Source organism: Oryzomicrobium terrae, from assembly GCF_008274805.1.
In the GTDB taxonomy this organism is placed as follows: Bacteria; Pseudomonadota; Gammaproteobacteria; order Burkholderiales; family Rhodocyclaceae; genus Oryzomicrobium; species Oryzomicrobium terrae.
Genome location: NZ_CP022579.1, coordinates 2,018,861 through 2,043,616, shown reverse-complemented (window position 1 = coordinate 2,043,616; position 24,756 = coordinate 2,018,861). Strand labels below are relative to the sequence as shown.

General features: G+C 67.7%; 22 protein-coding genes. 15 read left to right on the top strand and 7 right to left on the bottom strand.

Going from position 1 to position 24,756, the window contains the following annotated elements; genetic code table 11:
* Positions 1–47: 47 nt before the first annotated feature.
* The 5 genes from OTERR_RS09315 to OTERR_RS09295 form a co-directional block, all read right to left on the bottom strand.
* The gene (locus OTERR_RS09315; RefSeq protein ID WP_149425584.1) at positions 48–2,462 is read right to left on the bottom strand and encodes an EAL domain-containing protein; all 2,415 of its coding nucleotides are present in this window, start codon (positions 2,460–2,462) and stop codon (positions 48–50) included.
* 266 nt (positions 2,463–2,728) lie between these two features.
* Positions 2,729–3,514 carry a LamB/YcsF family protein gene (locus tag OTERR_RS09310; RefSeq protein WP_149425583.1) on the bottom strand — a complete coding sequence of 262 codons (786 nt, stop codon included), beginning with the start codon at positions 3,512–3,514 and terminating at the stop codon, positions 2,729–2,731.
* A 22-nt stretch (positions 3,515–3,536) separates the two neighbouring features.
* On the bottom strand, positions 3,537–4,583 hold the full coding sequence (locus OTERR_RS09305) for a 5-oxoprolinase subunit C family protein (protein ID WP_149425582.1): 1,047 nt from the start codon (positions 4,581–4,583) through the stop codon (positions 3,537–3,539).
* Positions 4,580–5,335, bottom strand: a complete 756-nt coding sequence (gene pxpB, locus OTERR_RS09300; protein WP_149425581.1) for a 5-oxoprolinase subunit PxpB — start codon at positions 5,333–5,335, stop codon at positions 4,580–4,582. The genes OTERR_RS09305 and pxpB overlap by 4 nt, the downstream gene beginning before the upstream one ends.
* Before the next feature lie 3 nt (positions 5,336–5,338).
* On the bottom strand, positions 5,339–5,902 hold the full coding sequence (locus OTERR_RS09295) for a winged helix DNA-binding protein (protein WP_054621740.1): 564 nt from the start codon (positions 5,900–5,902) through the stop codon (positions 5,339–5,341).
* Positions 5,903–6,091: 189 nt separating this feature from the next.
* Here OTERR_RS09295 and OTERR_RS09290 point away from each other — a divergent pair, with 189 nt between their 5' ends.
* From OTERR_RS09290 to OTERR_RS09220, 15 genes are all read left to right on the top strand, one after another.
* Positions 6,092–7,087: a TRAP transporter substrate-binding protein gene (locus tag OTERR_RS09290; RefSeq protein WP_246154097.1), complete on the top strand. Its 996-nt coding sequence runs from the start codon at positions 6,092–6,094 to the stop codon at positions 7,085–7,087.
* Positions 7,088–7,189: 102 nt separating this feature from the next.
* On the top strand, positions 7,190–7,708 hold the full coding sequence (locus tag OTERR_RS09285; RefSeq protein ID WP_149425580.1) for a TRAP transporter small permease: 519 nt from the start codon (positions 7,190–7,192) through the stop codon (positions 7,706–7,708).
* A gap of 21 nt (positions 7,709–7,729) precedes the next feature.
* Positions 7,730–9,028, top strand: a complete 1,299-nt coding sequence (locus OTERR_RS09280; protein WP_054621738.1) for a TRAP transporter large permease — start codon at positions 7,730–7,732, stop codon at positions 9,026–9,028.
* A gap of 177 nt (positions 9,029–9,205) precedes the next feature.
* Positions 9,206–9,979 (top strand): ferredoxin--NADP reductase, encoded by a 774-nt coding sequence (locus OTERR_RS09275; protein ID WP_054621737.1) that lies wholly within the window; start codon positions 9,206–9,208, stop codon positions 9,977–9,979.
* A gap of 198 nt (positions 9,980–10,177) precedes the next feature.
* Positions 10,178–11,158, top strand: a complete 981-nt coding sequence (locus tag OTERR_RS09270) for a dialkylrecorsinol condensing enzyme (RefSeq protein ID WP_149425579.1) — start codon at positions 10,178–10,180, stop codon at positions 11,156–11,158.
* Positions 11,148–12,281 carry a beta-ketoacyl-ACP synthase III gene (locus OTERR_RS09265; protein WP_149425578.1) on the top strand — a complete coding sequence of 378 codons (1,134 nt, stop codon included), beginning with the start codon at positions 11,148–11,150 and terminating at the stop codon, positions 12,279–12,281. Before OTERR_RS09270 ends, OTERR_RS09265 begins: the two co-directional genes overlap by 11 nt.
* Positions 12,281–12,676, top strand: a complete 396-nt coding sequence (locus OTERR_RS09260) for a DarG family dialkylresorcinol biosynthesis protein (RefSeq protein WP_149425577.1) — start codon at positions 12,281–12,283, stop codon at positions 12,674–12,676. The genes OTERR_RS09265 and OTERR_RS09260 overlap by 1 nt, the downstream gene beginning before the upstream one ends.
* Entirely contained in the window at positions 12,673–13,686 is a 1,014-nt protein-coding gene (darH, locus tag OTERR_RS09255; RefSeq protein ID WP_149425576.1) for a BtrH-related acyltransferase DarH, read from the top strand. The genes OTERR_RS09260 and darH overlap by 4 nt, the downstream gene beginning before the upstream one ends.
* 20 nt (positions 13,687–13,706) lie before the next feature.
* The gene (locus OTERR_RS09250; protein ID WP_246154095.1) at positions 13,707–14,636 is read left to right on the top strand and encodes an ABC transporter ATP-binding protein; all 930 of its coding nucleotides are present in this window, start codon (positions 13,707–13,709) and stop codon (positions 14,634–14,636) included.
* A gap of 2 nt (positions 14,637–14,638) precedes the next feature.
* A complete protein-coding gene (locus tag OTERR_RS09245) occupies positions 14,639–15,814 on the top strand; it encodes an ABC transporter permease (protein ID WP_149425575.1) in 1,176 nt (391 codons plus the stop codon).
* Positions 15,811–16,092, top strand: a complete 282-nt coding sequence (locus OTERR_RS09240) for an acyl carrier protein (protein ID WP_054621732.1) — start codon at positions 15,811–15,813, stop codon at positions 16,090–16,092. Before OTERR_RS09245 ends, OTERR_RS09240 begins: the two co-directional genes overlap by 4 nt.
* 13 nt (positions 16,093–16,105) lie before the next feature.
* A complete protein-coding gene (locus OTERR_RS09235; RefSeq protein WP_223115916.1) occupies positions 16,106–17,389 on the top strand; it encodes a beta-ketoacyl synthase N-terminal-like domain-containing protein in 1,284 nt (427 codons plus the stop codon).
* Positions 17,386–18,180, top strand: coding sequence for a hypothetical protein (locus OTERR_RS16025; RefSeq protein WP_054621730.1), 795 nt, complete (start codon positions 17,386–17,388; stop codon positions 18,178–18,180). Before OTERR_RS09235 ends, OTERR_RS16025 begins: the two co-directional genes overlap by 4 nt.
* Positions 18,181–18,449: 269 nt before the next feature.
* Complete coding sequence (locus tag OTERR_RS09225) at positions 18,450–18,926, top strand: SRPBCC family protein (protein WP_054621729.1); 477 nt, start codon at positions 18,450–18,452, stop codon at positions 18,924–18,926.
* Between the two features lie 502 nt (positions 18,927–19,428).
* On the top strand, positions 19,429–21,096 hold the full coding sequence (locus tag OTERR_RS09220) for an ABC-F family ATP-binding cassette domain-containing protein (RefSeq protein WP_149425574.1): 1,668 nt from the start codon (positions 19,429–19,431) through the stop codon (positions 21,094–21,096).
* 454 nt (positions 21,097–21,550) lie between these two features.
* Here OTERR_RS09220 and OTERR_RS09215 read toward each other — a convergent pair whose 3' ends face one another.
* Both OTERR_RS09215 and OTERR_RS09210 read right to left on the bottom strand, forming a co-directional pair.
* Positions 21,551–22,954, bottom strand: coding sequence for a carbohydrate porin (locus OTERR_RS09215; RefSeq protein WP_149425573.1), 1,404 nt, complete (start codon positions 22,952–22,954; stop codon positions 21,551–21,553).
* 101 nt (positions 22,955–23,055) lie between these two features.
* Positions 23,056–24,702, bottom strand: a complete 1,647-nt coding sequence (locus OTERR_RS09210; protein WP_054621727.1) for an electron transfer flavoprotein-ubiquinone oxidoreductase — start codon at positions 24,700–24,702, stop codon at positions 23,056–23,058.
* Between the last annotated feature and the right edge of the window lie 54 nt (positions 24,703–24,756).

The following is a 24,756-nucleotide window of genomic DNA, read 5'->3' as shown; positions in this document are numbered from 1 at the left end:
CCCCGGGCCACCCGTGCCCGGGGATCGGAGCTTGGCCGCGGCGTCGTTCAGGCGGGGAGCGTTTCCCGGCGCAGCAGGGTGGCCAGGGCGCCGATGTTGATGTCCGCCACCAGCACGCCGTCGAGCCGGCCCCGGGCATCCTGCAGGGGGACGGCCAGGGTCAGGCAGAAGTCCTCGCTGGCGGTGGACAGGTAAATCGGCGACACGAAGGGGCGGCCCGTGTCGCGCACCTCGGTGAAGTAAGCCTGGGCCGAGCGGTCGGCGCCCATGCCGCCGGCCTTGATGCGGCCGTACATTTCCGGGTTGATCCAGTTGGGAAAGCGCTGTTTTCCTTCCCCATCCAGCTCGAACACCATCTCGAAGTACGGGAAGTTGCGGAAGGCCACATCCAGAGCGTGGGGGTCCCGGTTGCGCGGCGCCAGTACCAGTTCCTGCAAGGATTCCAGCGCCGTGTCGGTCCAGTCCCGCAGCGCCGAGCGGGGGCTTTCCCGGTGCAGGGTGGGGGGCGTGCCTTCCACCACCACCACGCTGCCTTCGGCCACCTTGCCAATCTTCTTCAGGGCGGCAGCGCGCTCGGCGGCGGCCAGGGAGTTGGGCAGGGGCGTGCCATCGCCACTCCGGCCGGTAACCACCGCCACCGACATGCTGGCAATCGGATACGCGTTGCCGTCCTCGGTGACGAAATGGCCCCGAGCTACGTCGTCGCTGTCGTAAAGGTGGGCGGCGATGGCGTGGAACTGGCTCATGATGTCGAGCAGTTCCGGCACCAGATCGGCGGGCACGTGTTCCTGGATGAGCACGAAATCGTCGCCGCCGATGTGGCCAAGCAGGCAATCCTTGCGGTGGGCGAAGCGGTAGCGCAACAGCTCGGCCAGGGAGCGGATCATGGCGTCGCCCCGGATGAAGCCATAGCGGTCGTTGTAGGCCTTGAAATTGTCCAGGTCGATATAGACCAGGCACAGCTCCTGGCCCTGGGCCAGCCGGTTGTCCAAGGTCAGGCGCAGGCTCGGGCCGGTGGGCAGCTGGGACAGGGGATGCAGGTTGCTGCCGTTCTCGCGCCGCGCCAGCAGCTGGGCGATCAGGGTCATGGGGTGGATCAAGCCCTGGTAGCGCCCGTCCGGCGCGGTGACCACCCAGGGATCGGCGTCCTTGCGGTCGTGGTACAGCACCCGGGCCAGGGCCGCTGAGGTGAGGCGGCTGGGCAGGCTGCGCGCCAGGGGCTCGGAGAGCTTGCCCAGGGTCTTGCTGGTGTGGCTGGAAAGCACCCGGCCGCGCCGCACCAGGCCGATCGGCTGGGCGTCATCGGTGACCACGGCCAGGGCCAGGGAGGGGTTGTCGATAAACAGGCGGCGCACCATCTCCAGGGGCTCCTGGATCTCCACCGCCACGCCGGGGTCCATCAGGTCGGTCAGGGCGAAGCGATCCTTGGCCCGGGACAGGCAGGATTCGTCGAGGCTGGGCAGGGGCGTCACCGCGGCGGTGACCCCGGCCTGGGGTGGGGCGAAGTAGTACCCCTGGGCATAGCCGATGCCCATGTCGCGAACGAAGGTGATGTCCTCGGCCCGCTCCAGCCCCTCGGCGATGACCGTGGCGCCGAGTCGCTGGGCCATGGAAACAATGGCCTCCAGCAACACCGAGCGCACCTTGCTGCCCTGGGCGCCGTGCACGATGCCCCGGTCCACCTTGATGAAGTCGGCGCGCACCGCCGCCAGGGTGGACAGGCCGTTGAAGCCCGAGCCCATGTCGTCCAGAGCGATGCGAAAGCCCCGGGTGCGCAGGATGTCGCAGCTTTGCGCCAGCATGGCCGGATCGGCCCGTTCCGATTCCACCACCTCGATCACCACCTGGCGGCGGTCGATGCCCATGCTTTCCAAGGATTGGGACAGGCAGTTCATCCAGCTCTGATGCACCAGGTTGCGTGGCAATACGTTGATGAACAACAGCTTGTCGGCGGGAATCGACGCCGCCTTGGCCGCCAGAGCGAGACGCTGGCATTCCAGGTCCAGGTCTGCTTCGCGCTGCAACTGGGCCGCCAGGCGGAAGGCATCGGCACCGGACAGCAGACGCCCCTGGGGGTCCTGCAGGCGGCACAGGGCCTCGAAGGCGAAGATTTCACCACCCTGGGCCAGATCCACCAGGGGTTGGAAATGCATGCGGATATAGGGCGCCAGATCCCCTTCCATCCAGGCGTGCAGGCGGCGGGCATAGAGGGCGTTGAACGGTGTCACCCGGTCGAGCACGGCGCCGGGATTGGCGAGCGACGAATTTTCGTCATGGACCAGGGCGTAGGTCTGCTGCAGGGTGTCCTGGTTGGTTTGCACCGCCAGGGTTTCCATCAAGGCGTCGAGGGCGGCCTCGTCGCTTACGCGAAAGCGCCAGACGTACTGGCTGGAATGTTCGGCCCCGAGGGCTTGCCACAGGGGCGGGGCGTATTGGCCGTCGTACTTGAGCAGGAGGTGCATGGCAGGTCGCCGTTGGGCGTTATGGATGTGCAGCCCTCATTGCAAGGGCTGTGCCATGCGCTGTCTATCCTGTTGTCACTGGGGTCGATCGGGCGCCAGGGCTCCATCTGCGAGCCGGCAGCATCGGCCTCGCACCGCGAGCGTCATTGCTGCGAGAGGGTCAGGTGATTCCAAGCATGGAGAAGCCATTGACTGCGGCTTGACTGATCCTAGGCGGTCAAGGTGCACCAGTACGGTGCCAGGAGCGGTGTATGCACCATCCCGGTTCATGTCCGGGTGAGAGCACTCAGGTGGGGCAGGGGCTTGATCGGGTGGCCCCGACTTTCAAGGGCGTGACGTATGGCTGCGGCGGCTTCGACCGCTTCGGCGTTGTCGCCGTGCACGCAAATGCTGTGAAAGGGGGTCGGCAGCACCTTGCCACTGGTGGTGATCAGTCCGCCGGCCTCGATCATGCGCTGTACGTGCGCAACGCAGTCGCGCGGGTCGTGCAGCACAGCCCCGGGTTGGCTGCGGGGCGCCAGGTTGCCCGCTTCGTCATAGGCCCGGTCGGCGAACACCTCCAGGGCGACCCGTAATCCTGTCTCCTTGCCGGCATCGGCCAGGTGCGAGAGGGCTGGGGCGAGCAGGATCAGTTCGGCGTCGAATTGTCTGACGGCCCTCACCACGGCCCGCGCCAAGGCGATGTCCTCGCAGGCCATGTTGTTGAGGGCTCCATGGGGTTTGACGTGAGTCAGGGTGCCCCCCTCGGCCCGTGCCATACCGGCCAGGGCCCCGAGCTGGTAGATGACCATTGCTTCGAGTTCGGGGGCGGGGATGACCATCTTGCGCCGGCCGAAGCCCTGCAGATCGGGGAAGGCCGGGTGGGCCCCCAGGGAAACGCCGTTGTCGAGGGCCGCCCGGACGGTCTTGCGCATCACCAGGGGGTCGCCGGCGTGAAAGCCGCAGGCGATGTTGGCGGAGCCAACCAGGGGGAGCAACTCCTGATCCCGGCCCATGCTCCAGGCACCGAAGGATTCGCCCAGATCGGCGTTCAGATTGAGTTCGTGCGGCACGGCGTCTTTCCTTGTCGAGAAATTACAAGAGCAACTTCCACTCCTCAGCCTGGGCATTGATCATGCCGCTGACCAGGTTTTCAGTGTAGAGCGCATTCAGGTCGATGCCTCCTTCCGGCCCAAGGGGTTCGATAGCGGCCAGGCAGGCGAGCAACTCCGCTTCCGCCTGGCGGGCCGCCAATGCCGCACCAGCCAGGTCGATCAGGCTAAAGCGCAGGGGAGCGCCCGGGGGCAGGGCGGCCAGCCGGGGCAGGTCGGCGGAAATCACCGTAGCAATCTTGGGGTAGCCACCGGCAGTCTGACCGTCGGCCAGCAGCACGATCGGCAATCCGTTGCCGGGGACCTGGATGGCTCCCGGCACGATCCCGTCGGAGGCAATCTCGGTCATGCCCGGCTTGTGTTCCAGGACGGGGCCGTCCAGGCGCATGCCCATCCGGTCTGCCTCCCGGGAGACGGTGTAGGTGACGCTTTCCAGGGTGACAAGCGCCGCGGTGCTGAAATGATCGTCCTGGGGGCCGAGGACGAGCCGAATCGGTGTGTCGGGCGCCGCAACTGCGGGCGGGGCCGGCAGCCAATGGCAAGGGGTGCCCGGAGCGACGCTCGTAGCCGGTAGTTGGTCGCCAGCACCAAGCAGTTGGCCCAGGCCAGCCCGCGCGTAGGTAGAAGCGCTACCGAGGAGGCGGGGCGGGGCTAGGCCCGCCACCGCCACCACGCCGACCCGGCTGCCGGCGATCATGCCGCAGCGGGCCTGTTCGCCCGGAGCCAGCACGACGCTGCGCCAGGCGGGCAACAGACGCTTGGCGCCGTCGCTGGCGACGATCTCCACCGCAAAGTTGCCGGCAAAGCCGAGTTGGAGTGGTTCATCCCGGGCGGCCAGGGCTAGGCCGCCGACAAAGAATTCGATGGCCGGCGACCCGTCTGGGTTGCCCACCAGGCGATTGGCGATACGCAACAGGTCGGGGGCCAGGGTACCGGCCCGGGGAACGCCGAAACGACGATAGCCGTGGCGCCCCAGATCTTGCACGCTGGCCAGGGCACCAGGAGAGACGATGGCGACGACGGCGCTCATTGGGCTGCTGCTCCAAGATCAAGGAAGGACGCGGCTTCCCGGGCGCCGCTGCGCAGTTCGGCGTCGATTTCGGCGTAGCGGGCGGCCTCCACGGCCGTGAAGATCACCTGATCGCCAGGCGCAAGCAGAGAAGGTGCTGGGCGTGCCGGGTCGAACAGGCGTACCGGGCAGCGGCCGAGGAGGTGCCAGCCCCCGGGGCTTTCCCAAGGGTAAATGGCGGTCAGGCCGCCGGCGATGGCTACGCTGCCGGCGGGCACACGCACTCGAGGTTCGCTGCGACGGGGCAGGGCGAGGGGAGGGGCTACATCGCCCATGAAGGGAAACCCGGGGAGAAAACCGAGCATGTATACCCGGTACGGGGTGCCGCTATGCCGGGCAATGACCTCTTCGCAGCTCAGGCCGGTGGCCTCGGCAACACTGGCCAGATCCGGGCCGAACTCGCCACCGTACAGTACCGGCAGGCGCCAGGTGCGTCCCGGTGGGGCAGCCTGAGTGTCGGCTGCCTGCAGGGCGCGCTGGATCAGGGCGTCCACGGCGGGACGGGCCGTGACCAAGGGGTCGAAGATCACCGTGAGGGAACGGAAGGTGGGGACAGTCTCGATCAAGCCAGGGGCTTCTCCGGCCTGGAGCAAGGCTTGGAGTGCGGCATCCAGGCCACTGACCCGGGGCATCAGGAGCGGGTCGACCCGATCGCCGAATTCGACGGTGACGGCGGTGTCGCCCAGGTTGAGGAGACGGACCGAGGGCTGCATGGGTTACAGCCCGGCGGTAGAGGCTGCCCGGGCGGCTTGGTCGTAACGGCCGGAAAGGGTGCGCAGCAGCCGGGCTACGTCCCCCAGACGGGCGTTCTCCTCCTCTGTGCCGGAAAAGCCGGGCATCAGGCAAGACTCGCGCACATCCCGGTAGGCCAGACAGACGCGCTGACCTTCAGCGGTGATTGAGAAAAACACTTCCTTGCCGCGCTTGACGCTCTGCACCAGGCCGATACCCATCAGCTTCTTGAGTGAATAGGAAACCACGTGGGTGTCCTCGATGTTGAGCACGAAGCAGATGTCGGCAAGCTTCTTTTCCTGGTCCCGGTGCGCGACGTGGTGTAACACCAGGACGTCAGTGGCAGTGACGTCCTTGACGCCGGCGGCCGACATGCAGCGGATCATCCAGCGGGCAAAGGCGTGCCAGGCCAGGATAAGACCGAACTCCAATTCCGAGAGCTCCGGTGCTTTTTCCGATACCAGGTGCTCGGAGGAAACGATACGACTGGTTTCGCCGTTGGCGGTGGTGCTGGCAGGGGAGGAGGAGGTGAGACGGGGCTTGGCCATGTCGAGGGTGCCTGGAGGTCGATGCGAAGCGGGCTGAGCTTGGGGGAATGCCTAAACGTGTGTAAAAAACGTTCAAAATTTATTGACAATTTATAACGAAAAAATCAATCTAACAATGGTAAAGCCATTGCAAGACCCGTAGTCGGCCCCGGCCGGCGCCCTGTACTACCTACAACAGAGGAAGAGTCCATGAAAATGATGCCGTCTCTACGCACCACGTTCCGTGTCGGCGCTGCCGTTGCTCTGGCTCTGGCAGCCCAAGTGGCGTCTGCCCAAGCCAAGTGGGATATGCCCACCCCGTATCCCGCCACCAACTTCCACACTGAGAACATCAACCAGTTCGTCAAGGATGTGGATGCGGCCACCGGCGGCAAGGTCAAGATTACGGTGCACCCCAACGGCGCCCTGTTCAAGGCCAACGAGATCAAGCGGGCCGTGCAGGGTGGTCAAGCCCAGATTGGCGAGACCATCATTTCCGGCCTGGCTAACGAAGATCCCTTGTTCGCCCTGGATACCGTGCCCTTCCTGGCCACCGGCTACGCCGATGCCAAGCGCCTGTGGCAGGTGTCGCGGCCCAAGGTCGAGGAGAAGTTCGCCAAGCAGGGGCTGAAGATTCTTTACTCCGTGGCCTGGCAGCCCCAGGGTATCTATTCCAAGACGGCACTGACCTCGATGGCCGACCTGAAGGGCGTCAAAATGCGCTCCTACAGCCCCACCGTGGCCCGCATGATCGAGTTGATGGGCGCTGTGCCGGTTACCGTCCAGGCCGCAGAACTGACCCAGGCCCTTGCCACCGGCGTGGTCTCGGCCAACCTGACCTCCTCCGCCACCGGCTACGATTCGAAGAGCTGGGAGCAACTGTCCTACTACTTCGATATCCAGGCCTGGCTGCCGAAGAACGTGGTGTTTGTGAACAAGAAGGCCTTCGACGCTCTCGACAAGCCGACCCAGGATGCCATCCTGAAGGCTGCCGCCGCCGCCGAGGAGCGGGGCTGGAAGCTTTCCGAGGAGAAGAACCGCTGGTACCTGGAGCAGCTTGCCGCCAACAAGATGAAGGTGCTGCCGGCCTCCGATGCCCTGAAGAAGGACCTGCACAAGGTTGGCGAGCAGATGATCAAGGAATGGCAGGACAAGGCCGGGCCTGACGGCAAGGCCATCCTCGACGCCTACCGCGCCAAGAAGTAAGCCCCTACGCGGCGCCGTCCCCGGAGATGGCGCCGCACCGTTCGACCGGGGCAGCTGTGCCCGCCGTCGAATTCGTCAATGCAGTCTTTAAACCCTACGCCCATGAGATCCTTGCTCGACCTGATCTACCGTGCCGCTGGCGGCCTGGCGGCGCTGTTCATGATCGCCACCCTGGCCATGGTGCTGACCGGCATCGTCACCCGCCTGCTCGATATCTACGTGCGCGGTACCGACGACTATGCCGGCTATTGCATGGCCGCCTGCGGTTTTCTTGCGCTGGCTTACACCTTCAAGCACGGTGAGCACATCCGCGTCACCCTCCTGATCGACCGCTTTGCCGGCGGCACCCGGCGCGCCGTGGAAACCGTCGCCCTGGTGGTTGGGGCGGTGGTGGCCGGCGCCCTGGCCTGGTACAGCCTGCGGCTGGTGTTCAACTCCTACGAATTCGGCGACATCTCCCAAGGGGTTGATGCGACGCCCCTGTGGATTCCCCAGATCGGCATGGCGGCAGGCACGGTGGTGCTCTTCGTCGCCCTGCTCGACGATCTGTTGCTGACCTTGGCCGGACGCCCCGTGGCCCGGCTCAAATCCCATTCCAACGAACCCGCCCGGGTCGAGTGATTTCCACGAGGAAATAGGATCATGGATATTCTCATCGCTGCCGGGCTGATCGTCCTGCTGCTCGTCTTTCTCGTCGGAGGCGTGTGGATCGGCCTGTCGCTGACTGCCGTCGGCTACCTGGGCATGCTCGCCTTCACTCCGCGTCCGCCGGGGGACGCTATGGCCGTCACCATCTGGGGCTCCGGGTCGAGCTGGACCCTGACCGCCTTGCCGCTCTTCTTGTGGATGGGGGAAATCCTCTTCCGCACCCGGGTTTCCGAAGATATGTTCAAGGGGCTGGCCCCCTGGCTTGAGCGGCTGCCCGGCCGCTTGCTCCACACCAACATCATCGGCTGCACCATTTTTGCCGCGGTGTCCGGTTCGTCGGCGGCCACCTGCGCGACCATTGGCAAGATCACCCTGCCGGAACTGCAAAAGCGTGGCTATCCGGACAGCCTGGCGCTGGGGACACTGGCCGGCGCCGGTACCTTGGGACTGCTCATTCCGCCCTCGATCATCATGATCGTCTATGGCGTTTCGGCGGAGGTGTCGATCGCCAAGCTGTTCATCGGCGGTGTGCTGCCCGGTTTGCTCCTGGCTGGGCTGTTCATGGGCTGGGTGATCGTTTGGGCACTGCTCAACCCAGGCAAGATCCCCCCGGCCGGTCCGCGTACCACCTTCCTGCAAAAACTCGATGCCTCGCGCAACCTGATCCCGGTGATCCTGCTGATCGCTGCGGTGCTTGGTTCGATCTACTTCGGCATCGCCACCGCCACCGAGGCCGCAGCGTTGGGCGTGGTGGGTAGCCTGATCATCGCCGCTTTCCAGAAATCCCTGACCCGGGAGAACTTCTTCGCCAGCCTGATGGGGGCGACCCGGCTGTACTGCATGATCGCCCTGATCCTGGCTGGCTCGGCCTTCCTCACCTTGTCCATGGGTTACATCGGCCTGCCGCGCCACCTGGCGGAGTGGATCTCGTCCCTGAATCTGTCCCCCCTGGCGCTGCTGTTGGCCCTGACCCTGTTCTACATCGTGCTCGGCTGTTTCCTCGATGGCATTTCGATGGTGGTGCTGACCATGGCAGTGCTGCTGCCCACGGTGCAGGCGGCGGGGATCGATCTGGTGTGGTTCGGGATCTTCGTCGTGATCGTGGTCGAGATGGCCCAGATCACGCCGCCGGTGGGCTTCAATCTGTTCGTGCTGCAAGGCATGACCGGACGGCAGATTACCGAGATTGCCCGCTACGCCATCCCGTACTTTGTCCTGATGTGCCTGGCGGTTATCCTGATCTATACCTTCCCCGGCATCATCACCTGGCTGCCCGGTAAGATGATCGGTTGATTTCCCTGACGAAAATCAAGAAACCCCCGGAAAAACCTTGGTCTTTCCGGGGGTTTCTCTTTTAAGCTCAAGGGCTTGTGGAAAACCGGGGCAGCCCGAAGTCAGTAAAAAGTGGTAGACTCGCTGCGAATTTTTCTCATTGGGCCGTAAACGCGGCCGGCTTATTCCTTTTTCGCCATGTCCAACATCTCCACCGAACGCGTCCTGTCCGTCCATCACTGGAACGACACCCTGTTCAGCTTCACCACCACGCGCGACGCCGGCCTGCGTTTCGAGAACGGCCACTTCGTCATGATCGGCTTGCAGGTCGAGGGCAAGCCCCTGATGCGTGCCTATAGCATCGTTAGCGCCAACTACGACGAACATCTGGAATTCTTCTCCATCAAGGTGCCGGACGGCCCCTTGACCTCCCGCCTGCAGCACCTCCAGGTCGGCGACGAACTGCTGGTCAGCCGCAAGCCCACCGGCACTCTTATCATGGACAACCTGCTGCCGGGCAAGCACCTCTACCTGCTGTCCACCGGCACCGGCCTGGCGCCCTTCATGAGCATCATCAAGGACCCGGAAGTCTATGAGCGCTACGAGAAGGTGATTCTGGTGCACGGCGTGCGCTACGTGAGCGAACTGGCCTACGGCGACTTCATCGACGGCGACCTGCAGCAGAACGAGTTCTTCGGCGAGGAAGTGGCCAAGAAGCTGATCTACTACCCCACCGTCACCCGCGAAGAGTTCCGCAACCAGGGCCGCATCACCGACCTGATCGAGACCGGCAAGCTGTTCGAGGACATCGGCCTGCCCCCGCTCAACCTGGACGATGACCGGATCATGCTGTGTGGCAGCCCGGCCATGCTCAAGGACCTGTGCGCCATGTTCGATGCCCGCGGCTTCCAGGAGTCGCGCAACAACAATCCGGGCCACTACGTCATCGAACGGGCCTTCGTCGAGAAGTAACGGTCCGTCATTTCCGCCCGATCCGCCTGTGCGAATCGAACGGGAATAAAAATTTCCCGGTGTCGTCCAGTTTCATGCACGGCGCCGCGGCAATCAAAGAGCCGGGAGAGTGGCAGAAATGCTAGACTCCCGGCTTTTTCACGTCGGCATTTTGCCGGCGTCGATGGCGCTCACTTTCCCGAATTCTTGATCTTTTCCGTGGCTAATCCTGTTTCTGCCGCCGAAGCTCCCCGCAAACGGGTTTTGGTGGTCGATTATTCGCAAAGCGGTCAGCTTTCAGCGGTTACCGCCCAGATCATCGCCCCCTTGCTGGCCGATGATCGCTTTGCCGTCCACGTCGAAAAACTGCAGCCGGAACCCGCCTACCCGTTTCCCTGGCCATTTTTTCGCTTTCTCGATGTTTTTCCTGAAAGCGCCCACCAGGTGCCGCCCCGGCTAGCGCCCCTCGGGCTCCGCGGGGACGAGGCATTCGATCTGGTGATCCTGCCCTACCAGGTATGGTTCCTGGCGCCGTCCCTGCCGATCCAGGGCTTTCTCGCCCATCCCCTGGCCGCCCGGCTGCTCGCCGGAAAACCGGTGGTCACCGTGGTTGCCTGCCGCAACATGTGGCTGCTCGCCCAGGAAAAGATGAAAGCCCGTCTGGCCCGCCTTGGCGCCCGACACCTCGACCATGTGGCCCTGACCGATCCAGGACCGACCCTGGCCACCCTGATTTCCACGCCGCGCTGGATGTTCACCGGCCGGCGCGATGCCTGGCTCGGCCTGCCGCCGGCCGGGATCGACGCCCCCACCGTGGCCGCCGCCGCCCGCTTCGGCCGCGCCCTGCGCGACGCGCTGCTGCGCGATGAGGAACAAGGCAGCGGCCCGCTGCTGGCGGGCCTGGGTGCCGTCGAGGCGGACCCGCGCCTGCTGGTCAGCGAGCGGGTCGGTACCCGCAGCTTCTTCCTGTGGGGCAAACTGCTGCGCTGGGTGGGACCACCCGGGGCGCTGCGCCGGGGGCCAGCCCTGATCGCCTACATGCTCTTCCTGATCGCGGCGATCATCGCCGTGGTCCCCGCCAGCCTGGCCCTGCAAACCCTGCTGCGCCCCCTGTTCCGGCGCCGCCTGGCGGCCCTGAAAACCCATTTCGAACAACCGTCCGGCTCCGGCCGCGAGCGCCTTTCCCAGTATGAGCACTGACGTCTTCATCACCCGCACCGCCGCCTACCTGCCGTTTGATCCGGTGTCCAACGACGAGATCGAGCAGGTCCTCGGTATGGTCGGCGGCAAGCCTTCCCGGGCCCGGCGCGTCGTCTTGCGCAGCAACGGCATCAAGAGCCGCCACTACGCCATCGACCGGGCCACCGGCGAGCCGGCCATGACCAATGCCCAGCTCACCGTGCGCGCCATCGAGGGCCTGGGCGATACGGGGCAGGTGGACGTGCTGGCCACCGGTACCACGCTGCCCGACCAGTTGATGCCCAACCACGCGGTGATGGTGCACGGCGAGCTGAAATGGCCGCGCCTGGAAGTGGTCTCCTGCGCCGGCATCTGCCTGGCCGGCACCGCCGCCCTCAAGCACGCCTGGCTGGCGATCCGCGCCGGCGAGGCCCGCCGCGCCGTGGCCACCGGCTCCGAACTGGCCTCGCCCCTGCTGCGCGCCCAGCTGTTCGACGCCGAGGCCGAGCACAAGGTGGCGGCCCTGGAAGAGCGCCCCGAACTAGCCTTCGAAAAGGACTTTCTGCGCTGGATGCTCTCCGATGGCGCCGGCGCCATGCTGCTGGAAAACCAACCCCGCGGGCCCCTATCCTTGCGCATCCACTGGATCGACCTGTCGTCGGCAGCCCACCAATTGCCCGCCTGCATGTACGCCGGCGCTGACAAGACCGCCGATGGCGGCCTCAAGGGCTGGCTGCGCTATTCGGCGGATGCCTGGGGTGCCCAGTCGATCTTTGCCGTGAAGCAGGACGTGCGCCTGCTCAACGACAACATCGGTACCGCCACCTTCGCCGAGCCCCTGGCCGCCATCGCCGCCAAGCGCGGCCTGACGGCGGACGGTATCGACTGGTTCCTGCCCCATATGTCGTCCTGGTTCTTCGCCGACGAGTTGGAGCGGCGCCTGGTCGAAATCGGCCTGCCGGTCCCTCGGGAACGCTGGTTCACCAACCTGTCGGACAAGGGCAACACCGGCTCCGCTTCGCCCTACATCATGCTCGACGAGCTGTTCAAGAGCGGCCGCATCGAGAAGGGTCAGCGCATCCTCATGTACGTGCCGGAAAGCGGCCGTTTCTCATGCGGCTTCGTGTACCTGGAAGCGGTCTGATGGAATTCGACCAGGTTCCCCAGGAAGGCAACCGCACCCACGCCGGGCTGCGCAAGGCCCTCTACGCCCGGGACGCCCAGGGACGCATCGTCACCGCTCCGTCGCAAGGCTGGGAAGTAGAAGAGATCGTCACCCTGCAGGCGGTGGACGCCCTGCGCCAGCAGGCCGAGGAGGCCCGGGCCAGGGTCGTCGCCGGGACGGCCTCGCCCCTGGAGTACTGGATGTACGCCCAACGCATGGACCTGGCCCTGCTCGCCCAGGCCAGCGGCCTGTGGCGCTGGCGGGTGCGCCGCCACCTGCGTCCGGCAGTGTTCTCCCGCCTCACGCCCGCCCTACTGGCCCGCTACGCCGACGCCCTGGGCCTGACCGTGGACCAACTGACCCGCCTGCCATGAACGCCGCGCTGCCCACCTCTGCCAAAGCCTCGGTCGCCTTCCAGCACCGTCACGCCGCCCACTGCGAGAGCGGCGCCATTTCGACCCTGGTCAGCCACGCCGGCCTCCCCCTGTCGGAGGCCATGGCCTTCGGCCTGTCCGGCGCCCTGGCCTTCGCCTACCTGCCCTTCGTCAAACTCCAGGGCCTGCCCCTGATCGCCTACCGCATGCCGCCCCGGGCCATCATCCGCGGCCTGGCCAAGCCCCTGGGGCTGAAGCTGTCGTTCGAAACCTTCCGCCGCCCGGAGGCGGGCCAGGCCCGCCTCGACCAGCTGCTCGACGCCGGCGAGGTGGTGGGGCTGCAAACCTCGGTGTTCTGGCTGTCCTACTTCCCCGAGGACATGCGCTTCCACTTTAACGGCCACAACCTGCTGGTGATCGGCCGGGAAGGGGACGACTACCTGATCAGCGACCCGGTGTTCGAGACGCCCCAGCGCTGTTCCCGCGCCGATCTGGCCCGGGCCCGCTTCGCCAAGGGCCTGCTGGCACCCAAGGGCCTGCTCTACCGGGTGCTGGGCGTCGAGCGCGACGGGGTCGATCCCCAGGCCGTGCTCGCCGCCATCCGCCGCACCGCCCGCGCCATGTTGGCGCCGGTGCCCATCGTCGGGGTGCGGGCCATCGGCCTGCTGGCCAAGCGCATCGCCGCCCTCGACCCCCAGGCCCCGGCCAGTGCCGCCTTCGTCGGCCACGTGGTGCGCATGCAGGAAGAGATCGGCACCGGCGGTGCCGGCTTCCGCTTCCTCTACGCTGCCTTCCTTCAGGAAGCCGCCGAACTGTGCGATAAGCCGCTGCTGGCCGAGTTCTCGGCCCGGTTGCTGACCATTGGCGACCACTGGCGCGTCTTCGCCCTGCGCGCCGCACGCATGCTCAAGGGGCGCGAGGTGTTCGATCCGGCTGCCCTGGCTGTCCTGCTGCGCGAACAGGCGGAACGGGAAGCCGCCTTCTTCCGCGACCTGCGCGGCGCCCTCTGAGCGCCGGGGCGATCCTCCCCATGCCGTCCATGCTGGAAGTCTGCGACCTGGCTTACCGTTATCCCGGCGCCTCCGCGCCGGCCCTGGCCGGGGTGTCCCTGGCCGCCGGGCGGGGCGCGGTGCTGGGCCTGCTCGGCCCCAACGGCGCGGGCAAGACCACTTTGATCTCCCACCTGTCCGGCCAGTTGCCGATCCAGCAGGGCGCGATCGCCATCGACGGCGTGCCCCTGACCGAGGTGCGCCGCCAGGCTCCCACCCGCATCGCCGTGGCGCCCCAGGAATACGCCTTCTTTCCCGCCCTGACCGTGGCCGAGAACCTGGCCTGCTTCGCCGGCGCCGCCCGCTTGAGCGGTGCCCGGGCGCGGGAACGGGTTGCCGCCTGCCTGGCCTTCGCCCAACTGGAGCGCTTTGCCGGCCAGCGCGGCGCGCGCCTCTCTGGCGGGCTCAAGCGCCGCCTCAACCTGGCCATTGCCCTGCTGCCCGAGCCGGAACTGATCGTTCTCGACGAGCCCACCGTCGGCGTGGACCCCCAGTCCCGGGCCTTCCTGCTCGACGCCGTGCGCCGCCTCGCCGACGGCGGCGCGGCGATCATCTACACCTCCCACTACATGGACGAGATCGAGGCCATCGCCGACCGGGTGGCCATCCTCGACCACGGCCAGGTGCTGCGCGACGCCCCCCTGGCCGACCTGCGCGCCGAGGGCGCCCGCCAGTTGCGCGTCGAGGCCGCCGGTCTGACGACCCCGACCCTGGCCGCTGCCCTGGCGCCGTTCGGTACGGTGCGGGAAGAGGGCGGACGGGTCATCGTCGATCTGGTCGCGGGCGCCGATCCCGGCCTGGCCCTGGCCGCCGTGGCTGCCGCCGGGGGTGAGGTGCGCCAGGCTCGCTATGGCGAGTGCTCCCTGGAACAGCTGTTCCTCACCCTGACCCAGCGCACCCTGCGCGACTGACCATGCTCGCCGCCCTGATCCGCAAGGAATTCCTCGCCCTGAGCCGCGACCTGCACGGCCTGGGGGCCCTGTTCCTGATGCCCCTGCTGTTCATCGTGGTCATGTCCCTGGCCCTCAAGAACGCCTACAACCCCCCCGCCGATACCCTGGGCTACGCCATCGTCCAGGCCGACCGGGGCGCTGCCGCCACGGTGTTCGTCGACCGCTGGGCCGAACGCCATGGTCAGCCCCGGCCCCTGCCCGAGAACTGGCGCGCCGCCCTGGCGGGCAACCGGCTGAAGTATGTGTTGGTCGTGGAGGACGATTTTTCCGCCACCGTGGCCGCCCCCCAGGCGCCGGCGGCGCCGCCCCTGCGCCTGGTCACCGAGCCCGGCCTGGACGGAGGCGTGCAGCGCGTCACCGCCGCCCAGGTGGCGGCCCTGGTGGGGGAGGTGCGCGCCCAGTTCCTGATGGAGCGCTTCATGGGCCTGGCCCCGGCCGGGGCGGCGGAGATCGACCGCTTCATCGCCACCGAGCGTGGCGGCGCAGCGGGCGAGGCCGGCAGGAGCGGGCGCCTCACCGCGGTGCAGCACAGCGTCCCGGCCTGGCTGATCTTCGGCATGTTCTTCGTAGTGGCGGCCATGGCCAACCTGCTGGTGCAGGAGCGGGCCGACGGCACCCTGCTGCGCCTGTCCGCCCTGGGGGTGCCGGATGGCATCCAGGTGGCGGCCAAGGCTATTCCCTATTTCGCCGTGAATGCCGTCCAGGCCCTGCTGATGCTGGCCGTGGGCGTCTGGCTGATGCCACTGCTGGGGGGCGATGGCCTGTCCCTGGCCGGGGTCAGCATCGCCGCCCTGACCACCATCCTGGCGGCGGTGAGCGCGGCGGCGGTGGGCCTGGCCCTGTGCGTCGCCTGCCTGGTGCGCAGCCATGCCCAGGCCAACGCCATCGGCCCGGTCATCAATATCCTCATGGCAGCGGTGGGCGGCATCATGGTGCCCACCTTCATCATGCCCGCGGCGATGCAGCGGGTGGCCGCCCTGTCCCCCATGAACTGGGCCCTGGACGGGCTGGTGGAAGCGCTGGTGCGCGGCGGCGGCCTGGTCCAGGTGCTGCCCCAGACCGGCCGTCTGGCCCTTTTTGCCGCGGCCATGCTGCTGGCCGCGCGCTTTCTCTTCAGCCGGAAAACCGTGTCATGACTGCTGCCTTGATCCCTGAACTGAAAACCCTGGTGCTCGATGCCGCCGACAAGGCCGAGCCGGCTGGCGGCATCGCCCCGGACGAAATCCTGTTCGGCCCCGAATCCCGCCTCCAGCTGGATTCCCTCGATGCTCTGCAGATTTCCATGGCGATCCAGCGCCGCTACGGCGTGCGTATGGCCGACAGCAAGGAAACCCGCCGCGCCCTGGCCTGCCTCGCCACCCTGGCCGAGCACCTCGCCGAACGCCTTGCCGCCGCCGAGCCCAGCCTGGCCTGAGGGACAGCGGGATATGCCGGCTTCCGCCACCTCTGCCCTGTCCGCCGCCCCTGCGAGCATGGCTCCGGCGCCCCTGTACATCGCCGGGCGCGGGCTGGTGTCGTCCCTGGGCGCTAACCTGGCCGAAGCCCTGGCGACCCTGGCCGCCGGCCGCCCGGGCGCCACGGCGCACATCGCACTGGGGGAGGGGAGCGATGCCCAGGTCTGGCCCTACCGGGCCATTCCTGACGATCCGATCGATTTTTCGGCCGATTTTCCGGTCGATTCCACCCGTCCTGCCGATTGCACCGATCCGGCCGACCCGGCCGATGTCCGGGACGGCGATGCCGCCTGGTACGCCCGGGCCCGCCGCCTGGTGCGCCAGGCCGTGGCCGAGGCCGGCCCCCAGGGCCGCGACGGCCCCCTGTTCGTCGCCTCGTCGTCGAGCAACGTCGGTGCCGTGGAGGGCCTGGCCGCGCGACCGGACACTGATTGCCACGAATTCGCCCAGCGCATCGCCGCCTGGCTCGACTGGCGGGGGCCGGTGTTTGCCGTGGCCACGGCGTGCACCTCTGCGATGAACGCTTTGGCCGCCGCCCGGGACCTGCTCGTCAATGGCCCCTGGGCGTCGGCCCTGGTGCTCGGGGTCGAACTGCCCAACCGTTTCACCCTGGCCGGCTTTGCCGCCATGCAGTTGCTCTCGCCGGATGGGGCGCGGCCCTTCGGCGCCGCGCGCAACGGCCTGGTGCTGGGGGAGGCGGTGGCCGCCCTGTACCTGACCCGCCATGCCACGGCCGCCACCCGCTGGGCGGTTTCCGGCCTGGCCGGGGTGGTGGATGGCAGCGATCCGGCCGGCGCCGTGGCTCCGGCCATCGAGCGCGCCATCGACACGGCCCTGGCCGAGGCTGGCCGTAAGGCCGCCGACATCGGCCTGATCAAGGTTCAGGCGGCCGGCAGCCCGGGCAACGACGCGGTGGAGGCCGCCGTGCTGACCGAGCGCTTTGCCCCCCTGCCGCCCCTGGTGTCCCTCAAGGCCGCCCTGGGCCACACCCTGGGCGCCTCCGGCGCCGCCGAGCTGGCGTTGCTCACGGCCTGCCTGGAAGCGGGCGTGCGGCCGCCCCGGGACTGGCCCATCGACCCCGAACTAGCCGCCCGGGGCGTCGCCCTGGCCGACGGCGCCACGCCCCCGGCCACGCCGCCGCGCCACGTGCTGGCCCTGATCCTCGGCTTTGGCGGCGGTCACGCCGCCCTGGTGCTGGATCAATTGGACGAGCAGGACGAGCGGGACGAGCGGGGCGACAAGGAGGCGGCGCAATGAGCGCTCATCCCCCCGCACCGCGCCACCGGCTATGGCAGATCACCGGCCGCAGCTGCGGCCTGCCGGAAGACTGGCACGCGCGCCTGGTGGCCCGCCTGGGCCAGCGCCCGCGCCGCCTCGGAACGTGGACCGAACTGGCCCTCTACGGCGCCCTCGACTGCATGGCCGATGTGGCGGCCCGGGGGGGCGTCGGGTCGGCCGATTCGACCGCCAATCCGCCTATCGGCACGCCCAGCAGCCCGTCCGCCCTACTGTGTGCCCAGTTGTATGCCCCGCTGCCGCCCGCTGCCCGGCTGCGGGTCAGCAGCGTGCGCGGCAGCGCCGCCGCCATCGGCGCCGGCCTCGACCAGTTTGCCGAGGGTTGGGTGCTGCCCTTCACCTTCATGCAGACCCTGCCCAGCCAGCTGCTCGCCGCCCTGGCCCGCGCCCTGGGCTGGCAGGGCGACGGCAGCTTCGTCGCCAGCGCCGATCCGCTGCAGAGCCTGGCCTTGGCCTGCGCCGGGGCACCTGCCGCCGGGGTGCTGTGGGGGCGGGTGGACGAGTTGCCCGAGCCCAATAGCCTGTGGCTGCGCCTGGAGGCCCTGTCCGGTGCTGAGGGTGCGGCATCGGCAGGCAAGGGCCGGGAGGGTGGGGGAGTGGAGGGCGGAGTGGAGGACATCGCGGCTGCCTGCGCCGTGCCCCTGCCGGCGGTGTGCACGTTCCGTCCGCTGCGCGCCACCGATCTGGCCAATCCGGCCCTGGCCCTGCTGCGCTGGGGGCCCGCAGGCCTGGAAGGCGGTTTTTCCGACTGATGGCGTCTGCCTGCGTTCGTGCCGCTGGGCGGGGCAGCGGGTGGAGCAATCGGCTGGGCAACAGGCGACAGGGCTCCGCAGGATCCGGGTGGGCCGCGTGAACCGGGTGTGGGGGGGCTGCTGCCACGCCGTATTCCCTCATCGGATGGGGACGTCTACCCTGATCTGGCGGGTTCCCGTTTACTTCGAACGGCAGGTCCGTGCGCCGCGTCCAAGGTTCTTACCCCACCTGGCGGCGCATCCCGCGCTTCCTCGACGGAGAAACGCCCATGCCTACCCCCAGCAATGCCAGCAACGCCACCAGCACCATCCGCCTGCACCGGGTGCTGCGCGCCCCACCCGAGCGCATCTATCGGGCCTTTCTCGATCCCGACGCCATGGCCAAGTGGCTGCCGCCCCACGGTTTCACCGGCCAGGTGCACGACATGGATGCCCGGGTCGGCGGCGGCTACCGCATGTCGTTCACCAATTTTGGCAGCGGCAAGCGCCATTCCTTCGCCGGCCGCTATGTGGAGCTGACGCCCCCCACCCGGGTGCGCTACACCGACCACTTCGACGATCCCAACCTGCCCGGGGAGATGACGGTGACCGTCGATCTGCGGGCGGTGCTCTGCGGCACCGAGGTGACGATCGAGCAGGCCGGCGTGCCGGCCGTGATTCCCGCCGAGATGTGCTACCTGGGCTGGCAGGAATCCTTGCAGCAGCTCGCCCAGCTGGTGGAGCCGGAGATTCCGGACGAAGGGTAGGGCGCGGTCACGGGGCTGGCGGGGGGCTGTGCGACTCCGCCGGCAGACGAGGAGCGGGAGGCGGCACGCGGCACGCACCTAGCTGCGGCCCAGAATTTGCAACTGGGAATCCGCAAGGGCATCGCCCTAATCGCAAGGCGGGGCGCCATTCTCCACGGGGTGCCCATGGAACGCCGCGCCAGTGGCCGATCTTCACGGGGTATGCCTGGAGATCAAGGACTGGCGCGGGGTTCGGTCGTGGCATGTGGCCCGGGCCGCATGTTTGCCCGGAAAGCGGTGCCAGCGGCCGTGGTTAGTGGGGGCCTCCTGAACAGGGCGGTGAACGCGGCCTTGGGGAGTGACCGGCAAGGGCGCGCGGGCCAGCGTTCGCACCTGTCCAGCCTGGCCTGCCGGGGCCGTGCAATCAAACGCTGCGGCGGCAAAAAAGCGTGTTTATCGACGCCGCGCGGGACTGGGCGGGCCAAGGTGGCTATCATGCTCGGCCTTCCCGAATGTTCCGCTCATGATCACCCTCAAGAACGTCACCCTGCGCCGCGGCTCCAAAGTGGTGCTGGACAAGGCCTCCGTCGTCCTCAACCCGGGCGAGAAGGTCGGCCTGGTCGGGCGCAACGGCGCCGGCAAATCGACCCTGTTCGCCCTGCTCAACGGCACCCTGCACGAGGACGGCGGCGACTACGCCATCCCGCGCCAGTGGCGCATGGCCCAGGTGGCCCAGGACATGCCGGAAACCGACCAGGGCGCCACCGACTTCGTCATCGACGGCGACACCACCCTGCTCGCCGCCCGCAACGAGGTCCAGGCCGCCGAGGCCAGCGAGGATGGCATGCGCATGGCCGAGGCCTACATGGCCCTCTACGACGCCGGCGAGAACGACGCCGAATCCCGCGCCCAGTCCCTCATCCTCGGCCTGGGCTTCAAGGTCTCGGAGCTGAACAACCCGGTGGACAGCTTTTCCGGCGGCTGGCGGATGCGCCTGCAACTGGCCCGGGCCCTGATGTGCCCGTCGGACATCCTGCTGCTCGACGAACCGACCAACCACCTGGACCTGGACGCCCTGGTCTGGCTGGAAGCCTGGCTGAAGCGCTACCCGGGCACCCTGATCATGATCAGCCACGACCGGGAATTCCTCGACGCCATCACCCAGGTCACCCTGCACATCGACAACGCCAAGCTGGTGCGCTACGGCGGCAACTACAGCAAGTTCGAGGACATGCGCGCCGAGCAGATGGTGCTGCAGCAGGCCGCCATGGCCCGCCAGGCGGACAAGATCGCCCATCTGCAATCCTTCATCAATCGCTTCAAGGCCAAGGCCAGCAAGGCCAAGCAGGCCCAGAGCCGGGTCAAGGCCCTGGAGCGCATGGAGAAGATCGCCCCGGTGCTGGCCGACGCCGAATTCACCTTCGAATTCCAGGAGCCGGACAACCTGCCCAACCCCATGCTGTCGATGATCGACACCACAATCGGCTACCCGCCGCCGGACGACGCCCCGGCCGGCACGCCGCCGACGGTGATCGTGCGCGGCATTAACCGCTCGGTGCACGCCGGCCAGCGCATCGGCATCCTCGGCGCCAACGGCCAGGGCAAATCGACGCTGGTGAAGACCATCGCCCGGGCCCTGCAACCGATCAGCGGCGAGGTCACCGAGGGCAAGGGCCTCAACATCGGCTACTTCGCCCAGCAGGAACTGGACGTGCTGCGGCCGCAAGACACGCCCCTGGAGCACATGACCCGCCTCGCCAAGGAAGCCATCGCCGCCGGCCGTGGCCCGGTGGCCGGGCGCGAGCAGGAACTGCGCAACTTCCTTGGCACCTTCAATTTCAGCGGCGACATGGTCAAGCAGGCCGTGGGCACCATGAGCGGCGGCGAAAAGGCCCGCCTGGTGCTGTGCATGCTGGTGTGGCAGCGGCCCAACCTGCTGCTCCTCGACGAACCGACCAACCACCTGGACCTGGCCACCCGGGAAGCCCTCGGCGTCGCCCTCAACGAGTTCGAAGGCACGGTGATGCTGGTCAGCCACGACCGGGCCCTGCTGCGCGCCGTGTGCGACGAATTCTGGCTGGTCTCCCGGGGCGGCGTCGGGCCCTTCGACGGCGACCTGGAGGACTACCAGCGCTACCTGCTCGACGAGGCCAAGCGCGCCCGGGAAGAGGCGGCACAGACGCGGCATTGAGGTTTGTCGGGGCGCCGGGAAGGTGGGCCGCCCCGTTGCGTCCGCCCTCCGGCGGCTGCGACGGATGACGACTGACGGGGCTTGCGCCGCCGGGTTTGGCGCCACTCCGCTACTTCGCTCTGTCTTGGGCGCCGATTTGGGCAGCGATGGGCAGCGATGGGCAGCGATGGGCAGGCCGCCCCGTGGGGCGGGTGCCGGCCTGCGGCAGCGATCCGGCTATCTGGCTATTTCCCCGTTTTGTGCGGTCGTGATGGCTGAAACCCTAGGTGGGACGCCATTCTCCACGGGGTACCCGTGAAACGCCGCGCCAGTAGCCAATCTCGGCAAGGCATGCCTGGAACGCAAGGACTGGCGCGGGGTTTGGCGAGGGTGATTTCACGGAACGCCGCTTTCTGCGCCCCCTATGCGTGCGTTTTCCCGCGCGGGGCGCCCGGTCCTCGGGGCTCGGTATTCCTCAGTATTCCGCGTGGAGGCGGATCGCCGCCACGTTCACCGGGCCCCGGTCGGCGTTGTAGGCCGGGTTGCGGATGTGCTGGTAGTTGAGGCTGACGGCGAAGCCCTTGCACAGCTGGGCGGCGTAGAAGGTTTCCAGGATCTGCTCGGGCCGATAGTTGAGGCGCCCGTCGCCGAGGAAGAAGCCCAGGCCGCCGGCGGCCAGGTAGTCGCGCCGGTCGCGGGACAGCCCGTTGCGCGCCAGGGCCACGCCGATGCGGTCGTCGGCCCGGCCCCAGCGGTTGCCCTGGAGCACCACGCCGCCGGAGATGGAATTGTCGATCTCGGTGAAGGCGTAGGTTTCCGACTTGCCGTCGGCCCGGCTGCCGCGGAAGAACACCCCGGCGTCGTCGCTGATCGGCTGCTCGATGTTGATGCCGAAGCCGGTCTTGATGCGCGCTTCCCGGGTCTGGGCCAGGTCCGGGGCGTTGCCGCTGCCGGCGGCCAGGTTCAGGGCGTCGCGGAAGCTGCCCATGTTGGCCTTGTTGCGGAAGGCGAGAAACTTGACGGTGCCGGTGCGGCCGAGCAGCTCGTGGTTGATCTCCAGCTCCACCTGATCGCCGTGCTGGGTGATCAGGCTGTGGTCCAGGGGCAGGCCGTTCGATTCCCGGGGCATGGCGAAGCGCCCGGCGCGCAAGGCCCAGCCGGCCGGGTCGAAGTACTCGGCGGCAAACCCCACCGTGTAGCCCCGGGCGTCGGCGGCGAAGTCGTAGGCGCCGTGAGCGATGATCGACCAGTTCATGAAGTCGCTGCGCGAGTCGTGGGCGTAGCGGTTCTCGTCGAAGATGTCGCCGACCGCCACCTTGCCGGCGGTGACCACCAGGCGCCGGGCGGTGACGTTGCCGGCCAGCTGGTTGGCGCTCGAGGCCACCCCGGCGGTTTCGCCACCGAGGTTGATGGTCTGGCGCAGGAAAGCCCGGGCGTTGTAGCCGGTCAGGGTCGGCCCGGCGGTGCGTGCCATTTCGCCGTTGGTCATGCCGCCCAGGCCGAGCAATTCGGAAAGCGGCACGCCCTGGGAGACTTCCGGGTTGTAGTAGACCTCGGCGCCCGGCCACAGGCGCAGGCCGAGAAAGGCGGTGGCGGTGAACGAGTAGCTCTTTTCCCCGTCGGTGCGCAGGCTGTGGGGGCCGGAGTAGGGGGCCGAGAAATGGCGCTTCTTCTGCCAGATGTAGGTGGTCTGGAAATAGGCGTTCCAGGCCTCGGGCATGGTGGCGCTACCGCTTTCCGGCGTCGGCTGGACTACCGGCGCACCCTCGGCGAAGGACGGGCCAGCATGCAGGGCGGCCAGGCCGAGCAGCAGGGCGGGGGCGGCGAGAATCAAGCGGATCGGGCGCCGCCGCGAAAGATGTGCCGGAAAAATCTTCATAAAAAAGCCGTCCTCGAGAGGACGGCGATTGTATTGCAGGTTTGTGACAGTCCGGTGACTCCGGTGGCTCCGGTGACTCGGACTGTCGCGGCCCCACAAACTTACATGTTGGGATAGACCGGCCCTTCGCCGCCCTGGGGGGCGACCCAGGTGATGTTCTGGGTCGGGTCCTTGATGTCGCAGGTCTTGCAGTGCACGCAGTTCTGGGCGTTGATCTGCAAGCGCGGGTTGGAGCCGTCGGCCTCGCGCACGATCTCGTACACCCCGGCCGGGCAGTAGCGCTGCTCGGGGGCGTCGTAGAGGGCCAGGTTGACCTCGATGGCTACCGCGGGGTTGGCCAGGCGCAGGTGGCAGGGCTGGTCTTCCTCGTGGTTGGTGTTGGAGAGGAACACCGAGGACAGGCGGTCGAAGGTCAGCACGCCGTCGGGCTTGGGGTAGGCGATCGGCTGGCACTCGGCGGCCTTCTTCAGCTTGGCGTGGTCCGGGCCGCTGTGGTGCAGGGTCCAGGGCGCCTTGCCGCCGAACAGCTTCTGGTCGATGCCGAACAGCAGGGCGCCGGTCCACAGGCCCTTGCTCATGGCCGGCTTGAAGTTGCGGGCGCGGTACAGCTCCTCGTACAGCCAGGAGTTCTTGAAGGCTTCCGGGTAGGCGGCCAGCTCATCGCTGCTGCGGCCGGCGGCCAGGGCGTCGAAGGCGGCTTCGGCAGCCAGGGCGCCGGACTTGATGGCGCAGTGGGAACCCTTGATGCGCGAGCCGTTGAGGAAGCCGGCGTCGCAGCCGATCAGGGCGCCGCCCGGGAACACCAGCTTGGGCAGGGATTGCAGGCCGCCGGCGGCAATGGCGCGGGCGCCGTAGGCCACCCGCTTGGCGCCGTCGAAGAAGCCGCGGATGGTGGGGTGGGTCTTGAAGCGCTGGAATTCCTCGAAGGGCGACAGGAACGGGTTCTCGTAGCCCAGGCCGACCACGTAGCCGACGGCCACCTGGTTGTTTTCCAGGTGGTAGAGGAAGCCGCCGCCGTAGGTGGCGTTGTCCATGGGCCAGCCGCCGGTATGCACCACCAGGCCGGGCTGGTGGTTCTCGGGCTTGATCTCCCACAACTCCTTGATGCCGATGCCGTACTGCTGGGGCTCGACGCCGTCGCGCAGGTTGAACTTGGCTTCCAGTTCCTTGCCCAGCTGGCCGCGGCAGCCTTCGGCGAACAGCACGTATTTGCCGTGCAGTTCCATGCCGGGCTGGTAGGCCGGGCCGTGGGAGCCATCCTTGAGGATGCCCATGTCGCCGGTGGCCACACCCTTCACCGACCCGTCGGCGTTGTACACCACCTCGGCGCCGGCAAAGCCCGGGTAGATTTCCACGCCTAGGGCCTCGGCCTGCTGGCCCAGCCAGCGGCACACGTTGGCCAGGGAGATGACGTAGTTGCCTTCGTTGTGGAAACAGCCGGGCAGCAGGGAATTGGGCACCTTGGTGGCGCCGGTTTCCGACAGGATGTAGAAGCGGTCTTCCGAGACCGGGGCGTTCAGGGGCGCGCCCTGTTCCTTCCAGTCCGGGATCAGCTCGGTCAGGGCCCGGGGGTCCATGACGGCGCCGGAAAGGATGTGGGCGCCGACCTCGGCACCCTTTTCAATCAGGCAGACGGAAACGTCCTGGCCCTTTTCGTTTGCCAGTTGCTTGAGCCGGATCGCAGCGCCCAGACCTGCCGGGCCGCCCCCCACGATCACGACGTCGAATTCCATCGATTCCCGTTCCATACCTGTTGTCCTTTCCGTGGTGTCCTGTGCGGTGTTGTTCTTAGCGGCAGGTGC

What these genes read in the sequence shown, in the direction of transcription:
- OTERR_RS09315 (WP_149425584.1), bottom strand. Translation starts at nt 2,462, where the DNA reads ATGCACCTCCTGCTCAAGTACGACGGCCAATACGCCCCGCCCCTGTGG.
- OTERR_RS09305 (WP_149425582.1), bottom strand. Translation starts at nt 4,583, where the DNA reads ATGAGCGCCGTCGTCGCCATCGTCTCTCCTGGTGCCCTGGCCAGCGTG.
- pxpB (WP_149425581.1), bottom strand. Translation starts at nt 5,335, where the DNA reads ATGCAGCCCTCGGTCCGTCTCCTCAACCTGGGCGACACCGCCGTCACC.
- OTERR_RS09295 (WP_054621740.1), bottom strand. Translation starts at nt 5,902, where the DNA reads ATGGCCAAGCCCCGTCTCACCTCCTCCTCCCCTGCCAGCACCACCGCC.
- OTERR_RS09290 (WP_246154097.1), top strand. Translation starts at nt 6,092, where the DNA reads ATGAAAATGATGCCGTCTCTACGCACCACGTTCCGTGTCGGCGCTGCC.
- OTERR_RS09285 (WP_149425580.1), top strand. Translation starts at nt 7,190, where the DNA reads ATGAGATCCTTGCTCGACCTGATCTACCGTGCCGCTGGCGGCCTGGCG.
- OTERR_RS09280 (WP_054621738.1), top strand. Translation starts at nt 7,730, where the DNA reads ATGGATATTCTCATCGCTGCCGGGCTGATCGTCCTGCTGCTCGTCTTT.
- OTERR_RS09275 (WP_054621737.1), top strand. Translation starts at nt 9,206, where the DNA reads ATGTCCAACATCTCCACCGAACGCGTCCTGTCCGTCCATCACTGGAAC.
- OTERR_RS09265 (WP_149425578.1), top strand. Translation starts at nt 11,148, where the DNA reads ATGAGCACTGACGTCTTCATCACCCGCACCGCCGCCTACCTGCCGTTT.
- OTERR_RS09260 (WP_149425577.1), top strand. Translation starts at nt 12,281, where the DNA reads ATGGAATTCGACCAGGTTCCCCAGGAAGGCAACCGCACCCACGCCGGG.
- darH (WP_149425576.1), top strand. Translation starts at nt 12,673, where the DNA reads ATGAACGCCGCGCTGCCCACCTCTGCCAAAGCCTCGGTCGCCTTCCAG.
- OTERR_RS09250 (WP_246154095.1), top strand. Translation starts at nt 13,707, where the DNA reads ATGCCGTCCATGCTGGAAGTCTGCGACCTGGCTTACCGTTATCCCGGC.
- OTERR_RS09245 (WP_149425575.1), top strand. Translation starts at nt 14,639, where the DNA reads ATGCTCGCCGCCCTGATCCGCAAGGAATTCCTCGCCCTGAGCCGCGAC.
- OTERR_RS09240 (WP_054621732.1), top strand. Translation starts at nt 15,811, where the DNA reads ATGACTGCTGCCTTGATCCCTGAACTGAAAACCCTGGTGCTCGATGCC.
- OTERR_RS09235 (WP_223115916.1), top strand. Translation starts at nt 16,106, where the DNA reads ATGCCGGCTTCCGCCACCTCTGCCCTGTCCGCCGCCCCTGCGAGCATG.
- OTERR_RS16025 (WP_054621730.1), top strand. Translation starts at nt 17,386, where the DNA reads ATGAGCGCTCATCCCCCCGCACCGCGCCACCGGCTATGGCAGATCACC.
- OTERR_RS09225 (WP_054621729.1), top strand. Translation starts at nt 18,450, where the DNA reads ATGCCTACCCCCAGCAATGCCAGCAACGCCACCAGCACCATCCGCCTG.
- OTERR_RS09220 (WP_149425574.1), top strand. Translation starts at nt 19,429, where the DNA reads ATGATCACCCTCAAGAACGTCACCCTGCGCCGCGGCTCCAAAGTGGTG.
- OTERR_RS09215 (WP_149425573.1), bottom strand. Translation starts at nt 22,954, where the DNA reads ATGAAGATTTTTCCGGCACATCTTTCGCGGCGGCGCCCGATCCGCTTG.
- OTERR_RS09210 (WP_054621727.1), bottom strand. Translation starts at nt 24,702, where the DNA reads ATGGAACGGGAATCGATGGAATTCGACGTCGTGATCGTGGGGGGCGGC.